Source organism: Candidatus Firestonebacteria bacterium RIFOXYD2_FULL_39_29, from assembly GCA_001778375.1.
Taxonomy (GTDB): domain Bacteria; phylum Oederibacteriota; class D2-FULL-39-29; order D2-FULL-39-29; family D2-FULL-39-29; genus D2-FULL-39-29.
In genome coordinates this window covers 1-22836 of record MFGV01000049.1, presented here as the reverse complement: position 1 = coordinate 22836, position 22836 = coordinate 1, and the positions used below count along the sequence as shown (strand labels likewise).

Annotated in this window: 15 protein-coding genes, 3 tRNA genes, 1 other RNA gene and 1 pseudogene; 17 read left to right on the top strand and 3 right to left on the bottom strand. The window is 38.6% G+C overall.

Annotated elements, in window-relative coordinates; all coding sequences use genetic code 11:
* Positions 1 to 324 precede the first annotated feature (324 nt).
* The 6 genes from A2536_05935 to A2536_05910 all read left to right on the top strand — a co-directional run bounded on the left by A2536_05935 (position 325) and on the right by A2536_05910 (position 7596).
* Positions 325 to 924 carry a chloramphenicol acetyltransferase gene (locus A2536_05935; GenBank protein ID OGF46137.1) on the top strand — a complete coding sequence of 200 codons (600 nt, stop codon included), beginning with the start codon at positions 325 to 327 and terminating at the stop codon, positions 922 to 924.
* Between the two features lie 162 nt (positions 925 to 1086).
* Positions 1087 to 1163, top strand: a tRNA-Arg gene (locus A2536_05930).
* 250 nt (positions 1164 to 1413) lie between these two features.
* On the top strand, positions 1414 to 2664 hold the full coding sequence (locus A2536_05925) for an MFS transporter (protein OGF46128.1): 1251 nt from the start codon (positions 1414 to 1416) through the stop codon (positions 2662 to 2664).
* An 87-nt stretch (positions 2665 to 2751) separates the two neighbouring features.
* Positions 2752 to 4458, top strand: coding sequence for a diphosphate--fructose-6-phosphate 1-phosphotransferase (locus A2536_05920; protein ID OGF46127.1), 1707 nt, complete (start codon positions 2752 to 2754; stop codon positions 4456 to 4458).
* A gap of 39 nt (positions 4459 to 4497) precedes the next feature.
* The gene (locus A2536_05915) at positions 4498 to 4956 is read left to right on the top strand and encodes a tRNA-specific adenosine deaminase (GenBank protein ID OGF46126.1); all 459 of its coding nucleotides are present in this window, start codon (positions 4498 to 4500) and stop codon (positions 4954 to 4956) included.
* Positions 4957 to 5169: 213 nt separating this feature from the next.
* The gene (locus A2536_05910; GenBank protein ID OGF46125.1) at positions 5170 to 7596 is read left to right on the top strand and encodes a hypothetical protein; all 2427 of its coding nucleotides are present in this window, start codon (positions 5170 to 5172) and stop codon (positions 7594 to 7596) included.
* 159 nt (positions 7597 to 7755) lie between these two features.
* Here the strand turns inward: A2536_05910 and A2536_05905 are convergent, their stop codons facing one another.
* Entirely contained in the window at positions 7756 to 10149 is a 2394-nt protein-coding gene (locus A2536_05905) for a hypothetical protein (GenBank protein OGF46124.1), read from the bottom strand.
* Positions 10150 to 10329: 180 nt separating this feature from the next.
* On the opposite strand from A2536_05905, the gene ssrA reads away from it, so the two are divergent.
* Together ssrA and A2536_05895 are read left to right on the top strand one after the other, a co-directional pair.
* Positions 10330 to 10675, top strand: a transfer-messenger RNA (tmRNA) gene (gene ssrA, locus A2536_05900).
* 279 nt (positions 10676 to 10954) lie between these two features.
* Positions 10955 to 11299 carry a four helix bundle protein gene (locus tag A2536_05895; GenBank protein ID OGF46123.1) on the top strand — a complete coding sequence of 115 codons (345 nt, stop codon included), beginning with the start codon at positions 10955 to 10957 and terminating at the stop codon, positions 11297 to 11299.
* 73 nt (positions 11300 to 11372) lie between these two features.
* On the opposite strand, the gene A2536_05890 is transcribed toward A2536_05895, so the two are convergent.
* Positions 11373 to 13883, bottom strand: coding sequence for a hypothetical protein (locus tag A2536_05890; GenBank protein OGF46122.1), 2511 nt, complete (start codon positions 13881 to 13883; stop codon positions 11373 to 11375).
* 313 nt (positions 13884 to 14196) lie between these two features.
* On the opposite strand from A2536_05890, the pseudogene A2536_05885 reads away from it, so the two are divergent.
* From A2536_05885 to A2536_05855, 7 genes and pseudogenes are all read left to right on the top strand, one after another.
* Positions 14197 to 15508, top strand: a pseudogene (locus tag A2536_05885) (ATP-dependent DNA helicase).
* A 176-nt stretch (positions 15509 to 15684) separates the two neighbouring features.
* A complete protein-coding gene (locus A2536_05880) occupies positions 15685 to 16026 on the top strand; it encodes a hypothetical protein (protein OGF46121.1) in 342 nt (113 codons plus the stop codon).
* A 409-nt stretch (positions 16027 to 16435) separates the two neighbouring features.
* Positions 16436 to 16511 (top strand) — tRNA-Gly (locus tag A2536_05875).
* 190 nt (positions 16512 to 16701) lie between these two features.
* A tRNA-Tyr gene (locus tag A2536_05870) sits at positions 16702 to 16789 on the top strand.
* A gap of 65 nt (positions 16790 to 16854) precedes the next feature.
* On the top strand, positions 16855 to 17298 hold the full coding sequence (locus A2536_05865; protein ID OGF46120.1) for a hypothetical protein: 444 nt from the start codon (positions 16855 to 16857) through the stop codon (positions 17296 to 17298).
* A 12-nt stretch (positions 17299 to 17310) separates the two neighbouring features.
* The gene (locus tag A2536_05860) at positions 17311 to 19428 is read left to right on the top strand and encodes an acyl-CoA synthetase (protein ID OGF46119.1); all 2118 of its coding nucleotides are present in this window, start codon (positions 17311 to 17313) and stop codon (positions 19426 to 19428) included.
* Between the two features lie 75 nt (positions 19429 to 19503).
* Positions 19504 to 20451, top strand: a complete 948-nt coding sequence (locus tag A2536_05855) for a hypothetical protein (protein ID OGF46118.1) — start codon at positions 19504 to 19506, stop codon at positions 20449 to 20451.
* A gap of 80 nt (positions 20452 to 20531) precedes the next feature.
* Here the strand turns inward: A2536_05855 and A2536_05850 are convergent, their stop codons facing one another.
* Positions 20532 to 21698 (bottom strand): N-acylglucosamine 2-epimerase, encoded by a 1167-nt coding sequence (locus A2536_05850; GenBank protein OGF46117.1) that lies wholly within the window; start codon positions 21696 to 21698, stop codon positions 20532 to 20534.
* Positions 21699 to 21929: 231 nt separating this feature from the next.
* Here A2536_05850 and A2536_05845 point away from each other — a divergent pair, with 231 nt between their 5' ends.
* Positions 21930 to 22109: a hypothetical protein gene (locus A2536_05845; GenBank protein ID OGF46116.1), complete on the top strand. Its 180-nt coding sequence runs from the start codon at positions 21930 to 21932 to the stop codon at positions 22107 to 22109.
* Positions 22094 to 22615 carry a bifunctional pyr operon transcriptional regulator/uracil phosphoribosyltransferase gene (locus A2536_05840; protein ID OGF46115.1) on the top strand — a complete coding sequence of 174 codons (522 nt, stop codon included), beginning with the start codon at positions 22094 to 22096 and terminating at the stop codon, positions 22613 to 22615. Before A2536_05845 ends, A2536_05840 begins: the two co-directional genes overlap by 16 nt.
* Positions 22616 to 22836: the final 221 nt, after the last annotated feature.

Genomic DNA, 22836 nt, shown 5'->3' with positions numbered 1-22836 from the left:
GTTGGCGGATCACGCGGTCAGGCGTGACCTGCTGGGCAAAAGCAAGTGAAGCAAGTTAGAAAAAGAAAATAGGCGTGTATCAGTGGAATCCTGAAGTATTGTAATCTCATCAAAAGATCCGCCTAATATAACTGGCGGAAGTGGAATCGTTCTTAAACAACTTCCGCCACAAAGCGTTGGCGAGATTGTGTTTAGCGCTACATGCTGGGCTTAAATAGTAAGTGAAGCAGATTGTAGAACGTTAGTAACATGTCAACGTGGGACGTTTTAACGTAATTTTTGGAGGTGCTTATGTTTGGACCGGATCCTAAAACTAAATATCCTATGAAAGGGTTTCCCCAGGTTGGGTTTATTAAGAATATTATTTCAAATCCTAATATAATTGTCGGTGATTACAGTTATTATGATGATCCTGGGGGGCCGGAGAAATTTGAGAAGAATGTTATGTATCACTATCCGTTTATGGGGGATAAATTGATAATTGGTAGGTTCTGTGCTATTGCAAAAGATGTAAAGTTTATAATGAACGGCGCAAATCATAAAATTAGCGGTATTACTACATACCCTTTTTCTATTTTTGGGAACGGCTGGGAAAAAGTAATGCCTGATATAAAGGATTTGCCTTTTAAAGGTGATACTGTAATTGGAAATGATGTCTGGCTGGGGTATGATGCTCTTATAATGCCCGGAATAAAGATTGGTGACGGTGCGATAATCGCCAGCAGGTCCGTGGTGACAAAAGATGTGCCTCCCTATACGGTAGTAGGAGGAAACCCTGCCAAACCGATCAAGCAAAGATATTCAGAAGAAGAAATAAAGATATTATTGGAAATAAAATGGTGGAATTGGACGATAGAGAAGATTACAGATAATTTGAAGATAATAGTCGGTTCTGATATAAAAGCCCTTTTAAAAGCTAAGTAAAACAACCCTTTCTAAATTGTTTCCGCTGTAAAACAACTAATATATATCGTATAATTGGATATGTTAAAGATGTTTGGAAAATGGACAATAGAGCAATAGAACGCAATTGATTATCTAATTTCTATTGTTCGATTGCTCTATTTTTTGACTTTGTCAAAAAATGCGCCCGTAGCGCAATTGGATAGAGTATCTGGCTTCGAACCAGAGGGCTGGGGGTTCAAATCCCTCCGGGCGCACCAAAAAAACAAGTACGAAGGATAGATAGAGGCGCAGAGGGTCGGATGCCCGGAGGCGCGGCAAAAGCTAAAAGACGAGGACGGAAGTTGAGCAAAGGTATAGATATTTGACCATAATGCCTTTGCCAAATCTACCTAGGCGGATGCGAAGTTAAAAAAGTTTACTGTTTACTGTTGGAAAGTATTTTAATTACTGTAAACAGTAAACTGACTTATGTGTTGCATCAGTGATTATTTTTCATAAAGGAAGCTAATGGACGTTGTAGAAAGTTCCGCAAAGAAAAGCCTTATTTACTTGTTCCGTACTTTGAAATACAGGAATTATAGACTTTTTTTCATGGGACAGAGTATTTCTTTAATTGGGACCTGGCTGCAAATGATTGCGGTCAGCTGGCTGGTTTATCGGCTTACCGGTTCTGTTTTTATGCTCGGGCTTGTAGGATTTTTAAGCAGGATACCCACCTTTTTAATGGCGCCTTTCGCCGGAGTTGTTGCCGACAGGTATGACAGATATAAAATACTTATTTTGACCCAGATCCTTTCCATGATCCAGGCTTTTATATTCGCCGTGCTTGTTTTTACGGGAACCATTCAAGTATGGCATACTATTCTGCTCGGAATTTCTCTCGGGCTTATTAATTCCTTTGATATTCCGGTTAGACAGTCTTTTGTTGTTAATATGGTTGAAGACAAAAAAGATCTGGGAAATGCTATTGCGTTAAACTCAAGTATGGTAAACGGGGCAAGATTGATAGGTCCTACCGTTGCGGGGCTTTTGATCGCCGCAGTCGGAGAGGGATGGTGCTTTTCTTTGAATGCTATAAGTTTTGTTGCTGTTATATCAAGCCTTCTTATGATGAAGATAAAACCGCGTGAGTTCAAGAGAACCAATAAAAGTGGAATTACGGAATTTAAGGAAGGCTTTTCTTACGCTTATAAACATAAAACAATCAGTTCTCTCCTCCTGCTTCTTGCTATTGCTAGCCTTATTGCAATGCCTTATCAGGTTTTGATGCCGGCTTTTTCGAGGGAGATACTTAAGGGCGGTCCTAAGATGTTCGGTTTTTTGATGGCTGCCGCGGGATTTGGAGCTTTGGCAGGGGCGCTTTACCTCGGGAGCAGGAAGAGCACTGAAGGTTTGGGCAGGATAGTTATTCTTTCTTCCGTTCTATTTGGTGCCGGACTCATGATGTTTTCTTTTGCTCAAAATGCATGGAGTTCGGGAGTATTCCTGGTGATTGCCGGTTTTGGGATGATGGTGCAGGCTGCAGGAACAAATACTATTTTGCAGACCTTAGTCGAAGAAGATAAAAGGGGAAGAATAATGAGCCTCTATACGATGGCTTTTATGGGAATGCAGCCTTTCGGAAGTTTGCTGGTGGGAAAACTTGCAGATGTTTTTGGAATGCCGGTAACAATATGCATAGGCGGCGCAGGCTGTGGCTTAAGCGCGCTTTTAATAGGCCGAAAAATGCTCTTTCTTAAAACAATAGATATTAACTGATTTTTTATAGAAAAAAAAGCTTTAAAACTGTATAATAAAGTTGAATTTAACTGCAATAAAATATCAAATATTTAGGAGGAATAAGTCATGGCTTCGCTTGAACAATATTTAAATAGCACGGAAAAGGGTAAGTCACTTTTTGAAGATGAGGTAAGAAAACTTAAGACACCGGTCTGTAAGGTGTTTTTAAAAGCCGGTAAAATTACTCCGGTAGGCTGGAAGTCCTCAGGGCTTTCCGTAAAATCTAAAGATCCTGTTAAAGTACAGGCAAAGGCTCCTCACGTTGTCAAAGCAAATGGGGATAAGATCCTGCTTGCCGTTTCAAAAACAAACAAGGATAAGATCAAAAATAAAAGAGTTGCTGTTTTATTCTCCGGCGGACCTGCGGCAGGCGGTCATAACGTAGTAGCTGGTATTTTTGATATGCTGGGTGAGGATAATACGCTTCTTGGCGTAAAAACCGGGCCTAAAGGACTGATAAAGGGGGATCTGTTCGAGATAAAACCTGAGGACATCAAACGTATAAAAAATACCGGCGGGTTTGATTTTTTAGGTTCGGATAGAACTAAGATCAAAACTCCGGAACAATTTGAGGCTGTAAAACAGACCTGTAAGAAGCACCGGCTTGATGCGCTGGTGGTAATAGGCGGAGATGATTCTAATACTAATGCGGCATTTCTTGCGGAATTTCTTTTTGAAAATATTAAAGAAGACGGCAGCGGGGTTCAGGTTATCGGGGTCCCGAAGACTATTGACGGGGATTTACAGATAGGAAAGAACCTTCCAATATCCTTTGGTTTTGACACTGCTACGAAAGTATACGCTGAAATGGTGGGAAATATTTTACAGGATACTCCCTCTTCAAAAAAGTACTGGCATTTCGTAAAGCTTATGGGCAGGGCCGCGAGTCATGTGGCTCTCGAAGTTGCTCTTCAGACAAAGCCTGCGGTTGCTCTGGTCTCAGAAGAGATTGCAGAGAAGAATATGTCCCTGGATCAAATAATAGATGATATTGCAAAAGTAGTTATTGAAAGGGCAATGAAAGGTAAAAATTACGGGGTTGTCGTTGTTCCGGAAGGTATTATTGAGTTTATTCCGGAAATGACTAAGATGCTTAAAGAATTAAATATGGCTGTTGCGGAACATGAACAAGAGCTTGAGAATAAAGACTTGGCGGAAAAAAGGGATGTTCTTTCCTGTGTACTGGCGGCTGATAATATGAAATTGTTTTCCTCTTTGCCTGAATATATCCAGGAGATGATGCTTTTCGACAGAGATGCGCATGGCAATCTGCAGGTTTCGCAGATTCCTACGGAAAAACTTCTTATTGATATGGTAAAAAAACATATTAAGAAAGAAGCACCAGAAGTAGAATTTGCGACACTTAATCATTTTTTTGGTTATGAAGGGCGTTGCGGGGTGCCTTCTTTGTTTGATGCTGCCTATACTTACAATTTAGGTTTGGCGGTGGGCGCGCTTGCGCTTTCCGGTAAAACCGGTTATATTGTTTCTTTTACTGAACTGGATAAAGGCGGAAAGATTCTGGCAATACCGTTGCCTGCTCTTTTAAATGTGGAAATCAGACACGGAAAGGAAGAGCTTGTTATAGAAAAAGCTTTGGTAGAACTTGATTCACCGGCTTTTAAGTATTTTGCAAAAAACAGAAAAAGATGGGCTGAAACTGATTTGTTTAATTCTCCCGGCCCGAGGCAATTATGGGGGCCGTCATGCAATCAGTTGCCGATAACCGTAGCTCTGAATCAGGGATACAAATCCCTAAGTTTTAAGATTTAAATATATGGCGCTATTTCCCTGTCTGACCGGTCCGATATAATGAAATGCTTTATGAGTGAAGCTCTAAAGGAAGCCAAAAAAGGTTACAAGAATAATGAAGTTCCTGTAGGGGCTCTCATTGTCAAAGACGGTAAAGTTATCGCTCGCGCATACAGTAAAGTTAAAGCATTAAAAGATCCGACAGCTCATGCTGAGATACTCGCAATTCGAAAAGCCGCCAAAAAAATAAAAAATGAACGGTTAAACGGGTGTTCTATCTATGTGACTTTAGAACCCTGTGCTATGTGCGCAGGTGCTTTAGTCCTGGCCCGGGTGGATAATCTTTTTTACGGCGCCGCAGAACCAAAGACGGGGGGAGTGAAGAGTGTCTTCCGGATTGCAAACAGCAAAAAACTTAATCACAGGGTGAAAGTTAAGGGTGGAATAATGCAGGAAGAATGTAGGGAGATTATGAAAGCGTTTTTCATGGGAAAACGGAAGGTCCATAAAAGTCTTTAACGTCTTACATTAATGAGTTGTTATTCTATATAGAGGATGATATAGATAAAGGTTTTTATGGGAAAAGTAAAATTGCGTAGGGTGTTTTGTGTTTATTTTCAGTTGGGAAAAAAGATGTCAAAATAGACAAATAAATAGCTCCTTTAAAAAAGACTTTATAGACCTTTACGGACTTTTACAGACTTTTATGGACGGTTATATCTGAGGTCTCTTATGCGAAAATTATTCGGTTATTTCCTGTTCTTGATAACGCTGACACTTTATATTGCGACCGCCTGCCCTACGGTTTATGTCGGGGATGGGGGAGAGCTGATATCGGCGGCGTATCTTTTGGGAATTCCTCATTCTCCGGGGTATCCGTTGTTTTGCCTGATCGGGAAACTGTTTAGTTTTTTACCGGTCAGTAATATTGCTTTTAGGGTTAATCTTACGGCGGTATTTTTTGCTGCTTTGACGGTATTTATCCTGTTCCATCTTTTAAAAAAAATAATTTCAGGTTCCGGGATATTTGCCTTTCTTTTTGCAGCTATTTTTGCTTTTTCACAATCTTTTTGGTCTCAGGCAACGACTGCAAAAGGTGCTCTGTATATACTGAATATATTCTTCCTGATTCTCATCAGTTATGAGATGGTGTTGTGGTATTATGCTAAAAAAGATAAATATCTGTATCTTGCTTCTTTGTTTTACGGGCTCTGCCTTACAAACCATCAGACAGCTATAGGGTTTTTGCCGGGCTTTTTGTTGTTTATTTGGCTTGCTGATAGAAATACATTTAAGAGAATAAAACTAATTATCGGTTGTGTATCTTTGTTTCTTGCCGGACTTACTATTTACCTCTATTTGCCTGTAAGGGCTTTAGAATACCCTCTTATCAATTCTAATAATCCGGCGGATTTAAAGGGAATGCTGGATCATATTTTAAGACGGCAGTACGGTTCTCTAAATCAGACAGCTTTTAACTTCTCAGTGTTTTTTTCCCAGTTAAAAAATATTTTTATACTTTTGAATAAACAATATACAGTGGTTCTGATTATTCTGGCCGCGGCGGGCTGCTATTATATGGCAAAACTGATCAAACCTTTGTTTTTTATGACCCTTGCGATATTTATTGTTGTTGCAGGAGGTATTGTTGTTGTTCTTAATTCTGAACTCACTCAAGCGTCAAGGGAGGTGAATAATCTTTTTTTTATTCCTCTTTATGTGTGTGTTCTTTTATGGATTGTTTTTGGAGCATTTATGTTAAAAGACAAATATAAAAATAAAATTGTATCATTTGTTCTGCTCATCACAATCCTTTTTTTCGCAATTTCCTTATTAAAGATAAATTATAGCGCTAATGACAAAAGTGATAATTATCTTGCCTATACTTATGGTGTTGACACTTTAAATTCCTGTGAAAAAAACGCGATAATATTTGGTAATGAGGACACACCGCTTTATCAATTGGCATATTTGCAGTTTGTTGAAAAAGCCAGGCCTGATGTTATAGTTTGTGATGAAAACGGTACTACGTATAGAACTTTGCTCACAAAGAGTGATAGGGGAGTGGTTTACAAAAATTATATGTCAGCGAAAGCAGAAGGCTATCTCAAAGCGGCAATAAATTCAGGCAGACCTATATATCACACTATTGAGAGCGGGGTGTTTGCGAATAAAGCTTTTAAAAAAACAGCTGAAGGAATATTGTACAGGATAAATGACAGTGGTTTTGGTTTGCGGCAAAAAACTTCAATTCCCGGCTTTAAGTATCCGTCAGATTGGCAAAAATATGATATTTTTAACAGGGATATGCTGGCCCGTTATCATATATTCGCGGCAGATTCCTTTCTTAGTAAAGGGAAAAAAGAAGAAGCGGTAAGTGAACTCAATATTGCCGCAAAAATAGCTTATGATATGGATTGGGTTCAGCATGAAATTGGAACCGTTTATGGACGTTTTAGCTGCAGCCATGAATACTTATTGCAGATGGAAAAGGCCGTAGAGCTTCACAAGACCTCTTTTGAGAGAAGAAATAATCTCGGCAATGCCTACTTGTCGTTTAACCGTTTGGAAGATGCAGTAAGGGAGTTTAAAATGGCGGTTAAAGACTCTCCGGCCATTGCTGCTCCTTACCATAATATGGGTATTGCGTTATCAGCAATGGGGAAAAGTGAGGAGGCGAAAAAAAGTTACCTCGAGGCGGCAAAATTGGGGCAGTCTGAAAGTTTTCAGGCTTTGGTTTTTATGTATATCGAGGATAAAGATCTTGAGAAAGCTTTGCCGGTTCTGGAAAAGTTATTCAGACAATATCCCGGAAAGTCTGATCTTTATGTGAGTTTGGCTATCGCCTGTGAAAAACAAGGAAAGTATCCTGAAGCTGAGAAGATTTACAAGAGTATTTTACAGGTCGTGCCAAACGATCCTTATGCAAGGGCAAATCTCGGGAATATTTATATCAATAAAAATATGGTTAACGAAGCAGTAAAAGAATATGAGTTGGCGGTGAAATATAATCCGGGGCTGGCCGATCTGCATTATAATCTTGGTGTCGCATATTTAAAGCTAAACAAACTCGCTGAAGCAAAGAACTGCTGGTTGAAGACATTGGAATTGAAACCTGATCATAAGGGAGCAAGGGAAGCGATTAAGTATGTAAAGTGAGAGTTTATAAAGTTTGTAAGGTTTTTAAGGTTTGTAAAGTTATTTTTAGCGGTGGCATATATTGAATTTAAAGAAGTAAAGAAAAACAAGTATTTTTTAAAGAATATCTTTCAAAGATTTGGACCTTATAAACGTTAAAAACTTTACAAACTTTATGAACTAGTATCTCTCTCCCAGACTTCTCAGTTGCTGTATGATTCCTTGATTATCGGGGAAGTAAGTTAAAGCTGTTTTTAATGTCCTGATAGCTCCTTCTTTGTTACCTAAGGCTTGATAAGCTCCTGAGAGATTACCATAAGCTTCAATGTAATCAGGTTTGAAAGATATTGCTTTTTCGTAGTATTTAACGGCTTCAGAATATTTTCCGAGGGAGTGCATTGCTGCAGCAGCCCCATTATATCCTATTGCAAACTCTGGATTTATCTCAGTAGCTTTTACATAAAATTTAAATGCGTTTGCATAATCTTTTTGGAAAAAGTAGCAATTTGCTGTTCCATAGTAAGCATCCACATACGCAGGGCTTTTTTGAATGGTCTTTTCAAAATACTCAAGAGCTTTCTTTAAGTCTCCCTTGGAATTGAAAGAAACACCTATATTAAAATAAGACTTAAAGTAGTTTGGCTCCAGCTTTACAGCTTCTTCATAAGCGGATATAGACTGGTCATAAAGGCCTTTTTTAAAGTAAGCAACACCTAAGTTGTTAAGTATTTCGGGCGATCGCAAAGTTGAATTTGCGGTCTCTTTATAGAGTGTTAATGCCTCATCGATAGAGAACTTCCCAAAGGCCAGTCCTATCAAGCTCATGATATTTGAACTTTCACTGCCGATTTCGGCGGCTTTTTTATAGCTTGCTTTTGCTGCCTCAAGGTTCTTTTTTTCAAAATACCTGTCGCCATCAAGCATATAATATCCGGCTGCTATTTCTTTGCACCAATAATCAAGATAGATGTTTTTGTCGTCAAGTCCGCGTTTGGTCAGTAAAGGCTGGAAGGGGAAGACAATAGCTTTTGCGCTCTTAACGCGGTAAAGTATACCTTCGCTTACCGTAGGTATATCGTCCATACCATAAATACTGCTGCCGCCAAGGCAATATATGGGTTTAATTGATGTATTTATTAAAGCCCTTTGAACCTGGGTAACACGTTTTTCATAAACCCCTGCCGGCATAAATAAAAAATCAGGACCGTAAATATTTTTAAATACTCTGCCATAATCATCATAAACCTCAATGTCCGGCCTTGCTTTTTCGACAAATTTAAAATATGCAGCAGCGAAAGTTCCGTTATCTCCTGAAACGAAAACTGTCGAGCCGGGGACGGGAGACCGGAGTATATTTACTCCGTAATCATGACAGATAAAGTTATTACTTTTATCGTTTTCAAAGTAATTTATTTTAAGAACCAATAAAATACTTAAAAGAGCAATTACTGTGATTATCGGAACTGCCAATTTGTTTTTTAATATTGTAAGTATTAAACCAGTGCCAAACAGTATTGTGACCGTAAAAACAAAATATGAGGGGATGAAGAACACTTCCAGAGTGAATTTATCAATTGCGTTCATTTGAGGATTGCTCAAAAGTAATAAACCGAAGCCTGTCAATAAAAATGTAATTAACAGGATGGAAAATAGTTTTTTTGAGAATTTGAAGAGTGCCGCTGCTCCGGGTACGGCAATAAGAACAAATATCGGTGTCATCTGGTCTGAGAGATAACTGAAGTAAAACCTTGTCTGTTCTAAAAATAAAGGAATACTTCTTTCTGAAGTCGCAAAAAAACTGTATTGTTTTCTAAGGACATGATTTAAAAAACCATAAAAAGATGCCGGATGTCCCCAGTCTATAACAGGATTTCCGGCGGATCTGATAGGAAGGTACATATATATTAATAATGCTGAAAAAATTGCAGTGCCTGCGTATATCAAACTGTATGATATTGCCTGTTTGATGGATTTTGAGTACGATACGGCATAGAGTAAAAATAAAAAAGAAAGCGGGGCTATAGTGTTATGATTTGCAAGTCCGAGTCCGTTGACCAGTGCTATCAAAATTAAGTTAATTTTGGTCATATTATTTCTGTTGGAATAAATCATATAGATAAGAGTAATTATAAAGAAAGCATTTATTGTATAAAGCGCGCCTTTTGCCATGAGTGCCTGTGCCCAGAAGGTTTTTGAAAAAGCAAAAAGTAAAGCACAAGCTAAAGGGAATATTTGACCTTTTTGACCAAGATCAAGAAAAAGCTTACTTAAAAACTGAAAAAGTATACTGACCGTCAAGGCTCCGAAAAGAACTGCTACAAGGTTGATTCTATAAGCAATAGTGGAAATAGGAAGAAAGGAAAGTGCTTTTCCTATCAGGCAAAAAAGAGGATAACCTGGAGGGTGGGGGATACCCAGGAAAAAAGCTGCAGTTATCATCTCTCCGGAATCACCGACATATACTGTCGGACAGACCGTGGCAAGGTAAACAGTCAGTGATACTAAAAAAACAATTACTCCTGCAATACTTTTCTTTTTAGTCATAATCATTAAATTAGCATAAAAAACTTTCAATTTCTACTGGAATATTAGATGTTATGTGATATAATTAAAACAAGCACTAAGGTAAAAGCTCTAAGCACTAAATAAAGAAAATAAAATTAAAGCATTAATCACTAAAAGGGAAGTTTATTAATATAAATACAAAGATTTTGTTTAGGATTTAGAATTTAGTTCTTAGAATTTGAAGTCCCTGGGGGTGCATGGATTCGACGGGGGTATTGAAGCGCGGATTGCCTGCAGAGGTGCCGTCAACCTTCTTAAAACAGGCGGCAAAACACAAACGCTAACTCAAATTTAGCGCTGGCAGCTTAAGCTGTCACGTTCCCCGGTCTTCGCCTACGAGGCCGGCTGAACGCCATTAGTAGGCTGGCTATCTAAACTGTGCTCCGGGGTTTAGGGGCGAGAAAGTTCTTGAGCTAGCTTGAACGGATTTCGTCCGTGAAAGCCGGACAGGCGAAGCCTTAATCACGGGCTATGCAGGTAGTAATCTTCGTGAATGTACTTTCGGACGCGGGTTCGATTCCCGCCACCTCCACCAATTTAAAGCTAAGCTTTAAATTGGTAGAGAATCGATAGTCGAGATTCGAGAAATATATCGATTCGGTCAACTCTCGATTTTCGATTCTCGGTTTGTTGTTCTGTATTTGTTTTGAGTTCTTTTAAAAGTAGCATGATATAAGTAGAAAATCGATAGTCGAGATTCGGTCAACTTTCGATTCTCGATTTTCGTCTTTTGTTTTATGTTCTTCAAGTTCATGTGATTTTTGGCTTTGTATCTATTTATCAGATTATATTCGTCGTTTAAAGGGGTGAAAATATGGGTTTCCTATTCGAAAAACTGGATGTATATAGAAAGTCTGTTGATTTTGCAGGTAAAATCGGCGATCTAACCAGGAATTTTCAGAGAGGTAACTATTATTTGGCAGATCAGCTTAACAGAGCTTCACTTTCAATTGCTGCAAATATTGCAGAGGGTAATGGCAGGTATCATAAACTGGATAGGGCAAGTTTCTTTAGAATATCAAGAGGCTCCGCATTTGAATGTGTTCCAATTTTAGAGATTTGTAAGCGTAAAGAACTTATTGATAACGTCAAAAATGAAGAACTGAAAAAGGATATTGAAGATATTTCCAAGATGTTGTCCGGCTTGATAAATTGTTAAATGAAATGTAAGTCAATGAAAGATTTGCTTAAAATTCTTATTTTGTATTTAGAATTTTATCCCAAGTGTTTTGCTATTTCATCATTCCCTTTACTTTTTCGATGTTTAGTTTGGAGTTTTTGTAATTTGGGTCTAATGAAAGCGCTTTCTCCCATGCTTTAATTGCCTCATTAAATTCATTAATGCTTCCGTATGAAATCCCGAGATTGTTCCAGGCCTCCACGTCTTTTGGCGTAAGTATTGTCAGGTTCTTGAAACAGTTTACTGCTTCCTTGTAGTTGCCTGTGGAATTTAGCAATAGTCCCAGAGCATTCCAGCCCTCTGCAAAGTTATGATTTATACTTACGGCTTCGCTATAGTTCTTAAGGGCGGCTCCATAGTCTTTTTGTTTTTGAAGGACACTTCCAAGACCGTACTTAGCTTCAGGGAGTTTTGGATTTAGAAAAATTGCTTTTTTAAATGCATCTCCTGATTCCTTTAACATGCTTTTTCTGTCGTAAACAGCTCCGAGATTAGTGTAAATTTCAAAGGAGTCCGGTTCTACAATGAGGCCTTTCAAGTAAAACTCAATTGCTTTGTCAAATTCACCTTTATCAAAATATGCATTCCCTACAATATAATTACCCTTGGGTATGTAGGGGTTAATAAGAAGCGCTCTCTGATAAGCATCTATAGCTCCATCTGGCATATTTGCATCCCTATATAATTGCCCGAGGTTATAAAGGTATGTGTCTCTCGGCCCGGTTTCTATAGCTTTGATGTAATATGTTATTGCCTCTTTAAAGTTCCCGGACTTATAGTATGAAATCCCCAGATTGTTGTAGGCATCTGCAAATCTGGGATCAATATCTATAGCTTTTGTAGCGTGTTCAATAGCTTTCTTATAGAACTCTTTTCTTATGTAAGATATTGCCAGGTTATTCTGAGTAGTTGCCATGTCGCCGCCGAATTCCTCGGATTTCAAGTAATAGTGTTCAGCGCTTTTTTTGTTACCGGTATCAAAAGCAACTTCGGCCATTGAAAAGTAAAAGAGGGATATAAGTTCGCGGTTCAAAAAATCCTTATAAAAAGTATTGTCTTCATACGAGCTTGTATCGTACTTGGAAAAATCAAAAGTATCAATATTTTGCCCGGCATCTTTAACTATTCTAAAAAGCACGCCGTCGGGTTTCATTTGAAAACCGGGTGCATTATTTAGATTGCTTCCGGTTACACAGTAAACCGGGGTTATTGCTTCGTTTATCAGTTTCCATTGTGTTTCGTTAAGACGCTTATAATAATTGCCAAACTCAAGACCGTGAAAATCCTTGCCATAAATATTGTCAAAAACATTCCCTGTGTCATCACGGATTATTATGTCGGGGCGGATCTTTTCTACTTTAGACAGATAACAGGTTATAAATGTTGCATTATCTCCTGCTGTAAATAAGGTGCTGTTTTTCTTTATTGTTCTGAAAAGATTTGCTCCGTATTTAAAAGCAAGCCAGTTTTTGCTCTTATCTGACTTGAAATAATTAAAAGGTATTAAGAGAATAGAAAAAATTGCGATGACTGAAACAAGTACATAAACAGGGAGCTTTTTTGGAAGAAGTATTTCTATAATAAAAAATAATCCTATAACAGAAAAGAGTGAGAGCATAAAAAACGATGGAATAAGAAAAGGATCAACAATATAAAGATCGTGAGTGTTTAAGTAAAAATTAGTGAAAACGGCAAAACCTGCGCTGGTAAAAAGAAATAACATAATGGTTAATAAAAGATATTTTTTTGAATGTTTCCAGAGGGAATATATTCCAAAAGGAAATAATATAAACAGGAAGTTCTTCTGGCTGAAGACGGCAAGTCCGTAGCCGTAGAGTTCTACGAAGAAATGTGATATGGTTCTTTTGCCCTGATCGACTATAAGATACTGTTGTCTTGAGATATGTCTTAACAGGTTCTCCATGTTCTCAGGATTTCCCCAGTTAATTACCGGGGCTGCGTTAGCTCTTACTATAAGGTAAAGATATAGTATTGCTGCGGAGACAAGTGCTGTGATCAGTATCAATGGCAGACAGACAAGTGCTCTCTTTTTATCCTGAATGAAAACAACACCGGCTGTATATATCGCAAAAAACAGGGTCAATGGCACCATTGTATTGTGATTAGCAAGACCAAGCCCGCAAATCACACCAAGTAAGACGAAGTTTTTCATGTTAAGATGCTTGGCTTCAACACTAATACGAAGGAGTATATGGAGTGCCAGAATTATTATGAGTAAATTCAGGGTGTAAAGTCCGCCTTTAGTTATTAGTGATTGATTCCAGAAGGTGAAAGAGAAAGCGATAGAAATGGCCGATAAGAATGCTGCTATATCCATAATTGCCGGTGATTTTTCCCGTGTCTCTCTAAAGAATATACAGGAAATATTTCTGAAAAGGAGATAAGAAAAGAGTATTGATAGTGCGCCAAAGAATGATGCAGTCAGGTTGACTCTATATGCGATTGTGAATAAAGGGAGAGTGCTCATGAGCTTTCCAAACATTGTGTAAAGGGGATATCCCGGAGGGTGTGGTATTCCCAGATAATAAGCGGCCGTTATCATTTCTCCTGAATCGCCCACGTAAACTGTCGGACATGCTGTTAATATATATATAGATAGAGGAAATATAAAGGCTAAAATACTTAAATATCTCGATATATTGTTTGTTTTTTTCATTTAACAAATGATATATTATTTAAACTCAAAAGTCAATCGAGACATTTCTTGCGAAACCCGTTAAAAACCGGACATTCTTACTTTGGCTTGACATTCTTGACAAAATTCTTTATAAAATTGGTAAAATAATACATAATACTCATTGGATAGTAAAGGATTTGAACCGTAAAAAATATGGATTTATTTACATGGAGTTACTATGGGTTGGAGAGAATCGGAGGCGTTGGAGTTTAAAAAATCCACCTCTGAATTAAAAGAAGCGGTTATATCCATTGTTGCTATTTTAAATAAACATCAGGCAGGTGAATTATATTTTGGCGTAAAAAACGACGGGGAAGCAGTTGGTCAGCAAATCGGCTCGGAAACCATCAGAGACATATCCAGGGAAGTAGCCAACGGCATTGAATCTAAAATATATCCATCAATTACAAAGATTAAACTAAAAGGCAAGTCCTGCATCAAAGTCCATTTCAAAGGAAAAGAAACGCCATATTATGTTTACGGCAGGGCATATATCAGAGTCGAGGATGAAGACAGGAAGATGAGTGCCAAAGAACTGGAAAACTTTATCCTTGAAAAGAATAAAGACAAGTTTAAATGGGATTCTGAAGTCTGTCCTGATGCAAAGTTGAGCGATATAAGCCCTAACAAGTTGAAAGTATTCCTTAAATCGTTTGGTCTTAAATATGACGATATAAAGAACTCTCTGAGCAAATTGAACCTTCTTCGGCAGGGAAAGCTTTTGAATACAGCCATTATACTTTTTGGCAAGAAGCCGCAGAATTTTCTCAGAAATGCCAAGTTAAGGTGTGGTGTATTTGCCACTACAGATACCGTCACGCCTATTGATATGAAAGATTTTGAGGGAGACCTTTTCACACTAATACAAAGAGCTGAGGAATATATCCTTGAGCATATAAACGTCGGAATGCGTCTTGAAGGTTTTAAAAGAGTAGACGTCCCAGAAATTGATAAAGCGGCATCCAGGGAAGCGGTAATCAATGCGTTCTGCCACAGGGATTATTATAATGATGACTCGGTTCACGTCGCTATATTCAGAGACCGTCTTGAGATTAGGAGTCCTGGTCTTCTTTACGGAGGGCTGACGATAGCCAAAATTAGAAAATGTAAATCTTCAGAAAGAAGAAACGAAACTTCTTGCTGATATGTTCCATCGTGTTCATTTTGTTGAAAGATGGGGAAGGGGAATAAAGTTAATCTTGTCCAAAGAACCGACTGCCGATTTTGAAGAAATAGGACGGCAGTTCTTTACTGTTTTTAAAAGGAAAGATGTTATGGGTAGTGTTTCTGAACAGACTACCCATAAGACTGCCCAAAAAATACTGGATTTAATAAAACAAAATCCCAAAATAACAAGAAAAGACCTTGCCAGTAAAATTGGGGGGATAACTGAAGATGGAATAAAGTATCATTTGGCAGAATTGGTTAGAGCTAAAATAATAAAAAGGCGTGGAGGCAGAAAAGAAGGGTATTGGGAAATTATTAAGTAACCAAACAGGGGGGTAGATGAGAAAGAGAAGGGTTTTCAAGACAAACAAGCGTGATAAAAGTTCTCTTTCTGAAGATAAAAATAATAATTCTCCTAAACAAGAAGAGCATTCAATTCACAAGGCACAGAATACTCCAAATATTAATAGTTTATTGAGTAGTGATAACAAGGAGAGAGATGAGGAAGAAGATATTAATTATTGCTTTATTTGTTGGATTATTCGTTATTATGGTTTTGGGTATTCCGTATATCGCCAAGACTCTTGATGAAGCCAGAAAAGGTGCGACAAAAGGTAATAGAGCGGCAATATTAGCTGCTGTATCTATTTATTATAGTGAAAATAATGGCAAGCGGCCGGTTAATTTAGATGCCTTAATCCCAAAATACATAGAACAGATACCGGAAGAGCCAATATCAAAAAGTAATAAGAATGTTACAAGATTTGATGGAACTGGCGGGTGGTATGATAATCCCGAAATGTTGGAAATAAAAGCAAATGTAAAAGGCAATGTTCAATAAGAAAAAGGAGTGATAAATGCAAAAAATAATATTGACGATAATGTTTTTATCCTTAATTTCGCCAATGACACACAGAGCGTTTTGGCAAAAACAGTTTAATTTTTAACTATAGTTTTGACTTTACTAAAAGCCTTTTAAATGCTAGAATATTCATCGTTGGTGTTTAATTTGTCATTGTTCTTATGCGGGAGTACCATAAACCATTCACTGTGTTCAGGTATATGGCAAGGCTCAGTTGGTAGAGTGTTACCTCCCAAAATGTAAACGGATAATAAGTGGGTATACTTGCGAGTGAGAAGGGAGTCGGTTTTCCCTGAGCGGCAAACGAGCAGAGTACAGTTTTCCTAAATATGAAAAACTGATAGAGCCGGGAAGCAGAAGTATTTGAAATAAAGGAATTATAAAAAACGCGGGAGTAGCTCAGTTGGTAGAGTATCAGTTTTCCAAACTGAATGTCGCGGGTTCGATCCCCGTCTCCCGCTCCAGATTTGCTGCGCAGCAAAAAATCTGGAGAGCAATTGAACAATGGAAAGTAGAACAATAGAAGGTCAATTACTATTTATTTGCAGTTTCTCTGTTTTTCAGTGTTATTTGCTTTTGAAATAAATAATAATACATTAAATGTAAGACTTTGGACTTTATAGACATTATGGACTTTTAGACGTTATTTGTTTTGGGCAGGTTGCGGAGTTGGTCAATCGCAATAGACTGTAAATCTATCGGCTGTTAGCCTTCGAAGGTTCGAATCCTTCCCTGCCCACCAAAATATGTGGCTTATTGATAGTTATATTCCTTGTCTGATTGGATGATTCAAAGGTTGGTAGTTAAATGTCCTGGAGAGATGATCATTTTTGTTTTGCCTGCGGAAAAAATAATCACGACGGGCTTAAGCTGGACTTCAAAGTGGAAGGCGAGAAAATATTCACCGAATATACTTTTCCTAAGAAATTCCAAGGTTATTCTAATGTCGTGCATGGCGGAATGCTTTCATTGGTACTTGACGAGGTTATGGTAAACCTGCCCTGGAAAAAATACAATAGTCCTGTAGTCAGTGCGGAACTGAATATCCGTCTTCGAAACCCTGCAATGGTAGGAGAGAAAATAGTTTTTTCAGCCGAAATAGAAAAAGAAGTCAGGAATATAATATTCGTGAAAGGTTCAGCTGTTTCTGAGAGCGGGGAGTTGATCGCAACCTCTACAGCGAAATGCATAAAGGTGGATTTGGAGACTTTGGAAAAAGAACTTAATAACAGAGAGAAATTTATTGCTTGAAAGGAGCATAATATGTTAGAAAACGCGGATAAAGTATTCTATCCGAAGTCTATTGCGCTGATCGGGGCTTCAACCAAGGAAAATACGCTGAGTCGTACTATTTTCACTAATCTCATAGAGGGCGGATATAAAGGGATCCTTTATCCTGTGAATCCAAAAGCCGAATCTATACTCGGTGTAAAATGCTATCCATCCGTAACTTCGATACCTGATAGCGTTGATCTGGCCATAATTGTTATTCCTTCCAATTATATTCCGGCTTCATTGGAAGAATGCGGAAAGAAAGGGATTAAAGGTATTATTATTATCTCGGCTGGATTTAAAGAAGTCGGAGGGGAAGGGGTGGTTCTTGAAAAACAGGTTGTGGAAATAATAAAAAAATATGATATGGCATTGATTGGACCTAATTGTCTGGGTGTTATCAATCCGGATTCAAAGTCTTCAATGAATGCGGCTTTCGGGAAGTTTATGCCCAAGCCCGGGAATATTGCCTTTATTACTCAGTCAGGCGCTTTGGGCACGGCGATACTTGATTATGCTAAAGGTTTAAATATCGGGTTTTCCAAGTTCGTCTCTATGGGCAATAAAGCAGGACTTAAAGAAATGGACCTGTTGAAATATCTTAAGGATGACCCGGTTACCAAGGTGATAATCATGTATGTTGAAGATATGTCCAACCCTAGAGAGTTTTTAAAGGTTGCCAGTGAGATCAATGACGATGTAAATAATATGAAACCTATAGTTGCGATGAAATCCGGAAGAACGGCAGAAGGTGCAAAAGCCGCCTCTTCCCATACCGGAGCGCTTGCCGGCTCAGATGAAATGTATGAAGCTTTATTTAATCAATGCGGGGTGATACGGGCAAATACCGTAGAAGAACTGCTTGACGTTTCCCTGGCTTTTGCGCACATGCCCATACCCAGAGGAAATAGAGTATGTATTGTGACTAATGCGGGTGGTCCCGGAATCATGACGACCGATGCAGCAATTAAATTTGGATTGCAACTTGCCAAACTGGATCCTGCAACTATTACCGAACTGAGAAAAAAACTTCCGCCGACTTCAAATTTTAATAATCCGATTGATGTTATAGGGGATGCCCAGCATGACCGGTATGAATGGGCGCTTGAGCATATAATGAAAGACAAAAATGTGGACTGTGTAATTGTACTTCTAACACCTCAGTCTGTAACTGATGTTGAAGAGATTGCGACGTCGGTAGTAAAGTGTGTCAAAGGTACCAAGATACCCGTTCTGGCTTGCTTTATGGGTATAGTAGATGTTTCAAAGGGTATTGATATATTAAAAGAAAACAATATCCCTGTTTACAGATTCCCGGAAGAAGCTGCAATGACGATGTCTGTTATGTATAAATATGGTCAGAATGTTTTTGCTCCAAAGACAGAGGTCATTCAGTTTAAGGCTGACAAAGCGGCGGCGCTTAAAGTAATTGAGAAAGCAAAAAAAGACGGAAGGAAATATCTTCCTGAACTTGAATCTTTGGAAGTTTTTAATGCGTATGGGTTTCCCACGCTTAAATCCTTTCTCTGCCCTACCTCTGAAGAGGCGGCAAAACGCGCAAATGAAATAGGTTATCCGGTTGTGATGAAGATCGTGTCTCCGGATATTATTCATAAAATAGATGTAAAAGGTGTAAAAGTCGGTTTGGAGTCTGAACTCGAAGTAAAGGGCGCATATGCTGAGATGATGCAGAATGTAAAAATTCTTAAACCTGAAGCAAAGATCTGGGGTGTAAATATACAGCAGTGCGCGAAACGCGGAGAGGAAGTAATAGTCGGAGCCAAAAGAGATGATTCCTTTGGCCCTCTTATTATGTTCGGGTTGGGCGGTTCTTTTGTCGAAGTTATGAAAGATGTGAGCTTCTCTATTGCACCTGTCAGGCTTTCAATGGCACAGAAGATGATAAGATCGGTAAAAACCTATAAAATTCTGGAAGGTGTAAGAGGTAAACCGGCCTGTGATACGGATGCCATAGCTGATTGCATCTGCCGTCTTTCCCAGTTGATGATGGAATGTGAAGATATAGCAGAGGTGGATATGAATCCGATCATTGTACATGCAAAAGGACAGGGTTGTAAGCTCGCAGATGCAAGGATAATACTTAAGTAAAAAAGTTTTTTCCGGCGGCAGGGGAATATTTTCCCTGCCGCTTTTTTACAGAACTGGAAATGGAAAAGGAGAAATATGATAAAGCCGGTGATCACAGGTTCATTCTTTGATTTTAAACATCATTCTGCTTTTGACGGGAAATATTGGGTGGATAAAACCGCTCTCTTTACCGATGAAGATTGGAAATTAAAGATACGGGAGATGAAGGAACTCGGTATTGATACGGTTGTAATAATGGCAGTTTCTCTCCACGGTAAGTCTTTTTTTAAGTCAAAGTTATTCCCGAAATATGAGATTAAAGCTACTGATGCTTTAAAAGCGGTGTTAGAGCAGGCAGGCGAACTGAATATGAATGTTTTTGTGGGAGTAGGCTGGGTAACCGAGCAGTGTGTTGATTATCCGACTGAAGATTGGCAGGTGGAGAAATCCGAAAAGCTGATAAAAGAGTTGGATGAAGGTTATGGCGGGCTAAAGGCGTTTAAAGGCTGGTACATTCCGTATGAAAGCGGTATAAAATCATATTTTGAAGAGCTTTGCGTAGACAAACTTGAAAAAATTACGCGCTATATAAAAACAATATCTAAAAAACCGGTGCTTATCGCTCCTTATGTTACAGGACAGCCGGTTAATGATGAAAAGTATATTTCACAATTACAAAGGCTAGGAGTAGATATAGTTGCTTATCAGGACAGTATTGGCGTAAGGTGGAGAAAACCTGAAGATACTACTTCTATGTATAAGAATCTAAAAGAGATCCACGACAAAACAAATATCAAACTCTGGACAGACCTGGAAGTTTTCGAATTTGAGGGTGACGTCTATAAGTCCGGTCTTATTCCTGCGGACATAGAAAGAATAAAAAAACAGCTGGTAAATGAAGCTCCTTTTGTTGAAAAAATACTTTGCTATCAGGTCCACGGCTTAATGGATAAACCCGGAAGCAAAAAACCTCTTGGTGTTTTTGCCGCACAGAAACTTTATGCGGATTATCAGAAGTATAGGAAAGGGGATGCAACACAATAAAAAATAGTCCACTAAATCAGGAGAGGCTAGTTATTCTTTTTTCGTGAGTAACATGAGCAACGTGGAACGTGCTACGTCTATTATGCCAACCTTTCCAGTTCTTTACTAATTACCAGTTGAGCCCTGGGAAGATGATAACAGCCTTTCCACTTGCCGCCTTTTAAAGGAAGGAGTACTTCGCCTCTGCGGTTTAAATAACCGTACCATTCACCGTATTTTTCGTCGTGGAAGTGTTTCCAGCTGTAGTTGTGGATTATTTCGAACCACTTTAGCATGTCTTTTCTGCCGGTAAGACGGTAACCTTTGATTAATGTTATCAGAGCTTCAAGGTGTACCCACCAGAGTTTTTGGTCCCACTCAAGCTGTTCTACAGGGTTTCCTTTTACATCCATGAAATAATATATTCCGCCGAATTCTTTGTCCCAGCCGAATTTCAGGGTGCGCATCGCGATATCGCAGGCTTTTTCAATATTCTTTTGGTCGTTTCTTCTTTCGAAAAGGTCCATCATAAACCACATTGCTTCAATCGTATGTCCGGGATTAATAAGGCGGCCTTTGTAAGAGTCTGAATGAGAACCGTCCGGTGAAACATACTCAAAAACCAGACCTGTTTTTTTGTCATAAAAAATATTCATTACATTGTCTATGGCATCGTCAATCGATCTTTCCACAAGTTTTTCATCAAGTAACGGTTCAAGTTCAAGCACCAGATTGCTTAATATCATTGGTATCGCAAAAGACATAAGGGGTCTTGTGCCGGGGTAAGCTTTTGAATATTGTCCTGCCGGATTTCCCCGTTTCTTTAAAATATTATAAAACGTCTCAAGAGCAACCCTTTCAGCTTTCTTATCCCCGGCTGCCATTGAATACTGTGCCAGTCCCATGCAAGCAAAGCAATCCGAGAATATATTGTAAGGATGAGTGAGAGGTGTTCCTTTTTGGTTCAAGGAGAAATACCAGTTGCCTTTTTTGTCTCTCCCGTGTTTTAGTATAAAATCAGCTCCGGATTTTGCAATATTTAACCAGCTTTCGCGTTTTTCAAGGCGATTGTAGAGCATTGAGAACGTCCAAAGCTGACGGCCTTGGAGCCACATGAATTTGTCCGTATCGTAAACTCTTCCATTACGGTCAATACAAGTGAAATACCCTCCGTATTTTTTATCAAGAGAGTACTTTTCCCAGAAAGGAATAGTATCGTTAAGAAGCTGCTTTAAGTAGAACTCTGACAAATTTTGAAAGTTTTTCATATTGTATTTTAACAGAATAAATCAGAATGTCAAACAAAAAAATATTAAGTGCATAATTGTTGAGGAGGTTATTCTTTTACTGTATTGAGGAAACTCTGCTATAGCTAAAAAAAGACTGTAAAGCAGACTGATCAAAAAGCAACTGATCAAAAACAACTTGACAATTCCACAATAAAACTGATATATTACACTACCTTTAAATCCAACACCGAGAGGTTGGCAAGGAGTCAGATGAAAGTAGTTTGTTTGGGAAATATGAGTGCCTTTTTAACGGAAAACTCCGTTAGAAGGGCTTTTTTTTTGATTTGTATCAGCGCAATCAGCCTTTTAATCTTATCGAAAAATCCGCCTAAAATTACTGGCGGATGCGTAATCTCTTGCGTGGGAGGGTTTCTATGTCAAAAAAGATAATGGATAAGGACGGTCTCGGTAAGACTCTGGCGCGTTTGGCTCATGAAGTGATAGAAAAGAACGATAATTTGGATGAGATAGCGCTTGTTGGTATAAGAAGCCGTGGAGACCATATTGCGGCGAGGATAGCTTCTCGCATAGAAAAGATAAGCGGGAAGACTATTCCTGTCGGAGCAATCGATATTACTTTCTATAGAGATGACGTGGGTTTGAAGATTGCAAAGGATGCGCAACCTACCGATGTAAAATTCAGTATAGACGGGAAGAATATCATCCTGGTTGATGATGTCTTGTATACCGGAAGAAGTACCAGAGCGGCAATAGACGCTCTTCTTGATCTTGGAAGACCAAAAAAAATACAGCTCCTGGTGCTTATAGATAGAGGTCATAAGCAGCTCCCTATTCATGCTGATTATGTCGGAAAAAATATCCCGACTTCGTTTAAAGAAGTCGTTGAGATTCGACTGACTGAACAGGACAGCGAAGATAGTATAACTTTAGTTTAATGCAACGACTAATAACTAAGCACTAAATTTGAAACAAGCACTAAGGTCAAAGCACTAAGCACTAAACGTAAGGAAGTTTATTAATATAGGTACCATGATTTAGTTTAAGATTTAATTATTAAGTATTCAGACTGTGTCGCAATTATTTCTAGAAACACCGTTCTTTGACAACTGGAACCAAGAAGCGGTTTTTTAACCGAACTTAAACATTTTTCCCGGAT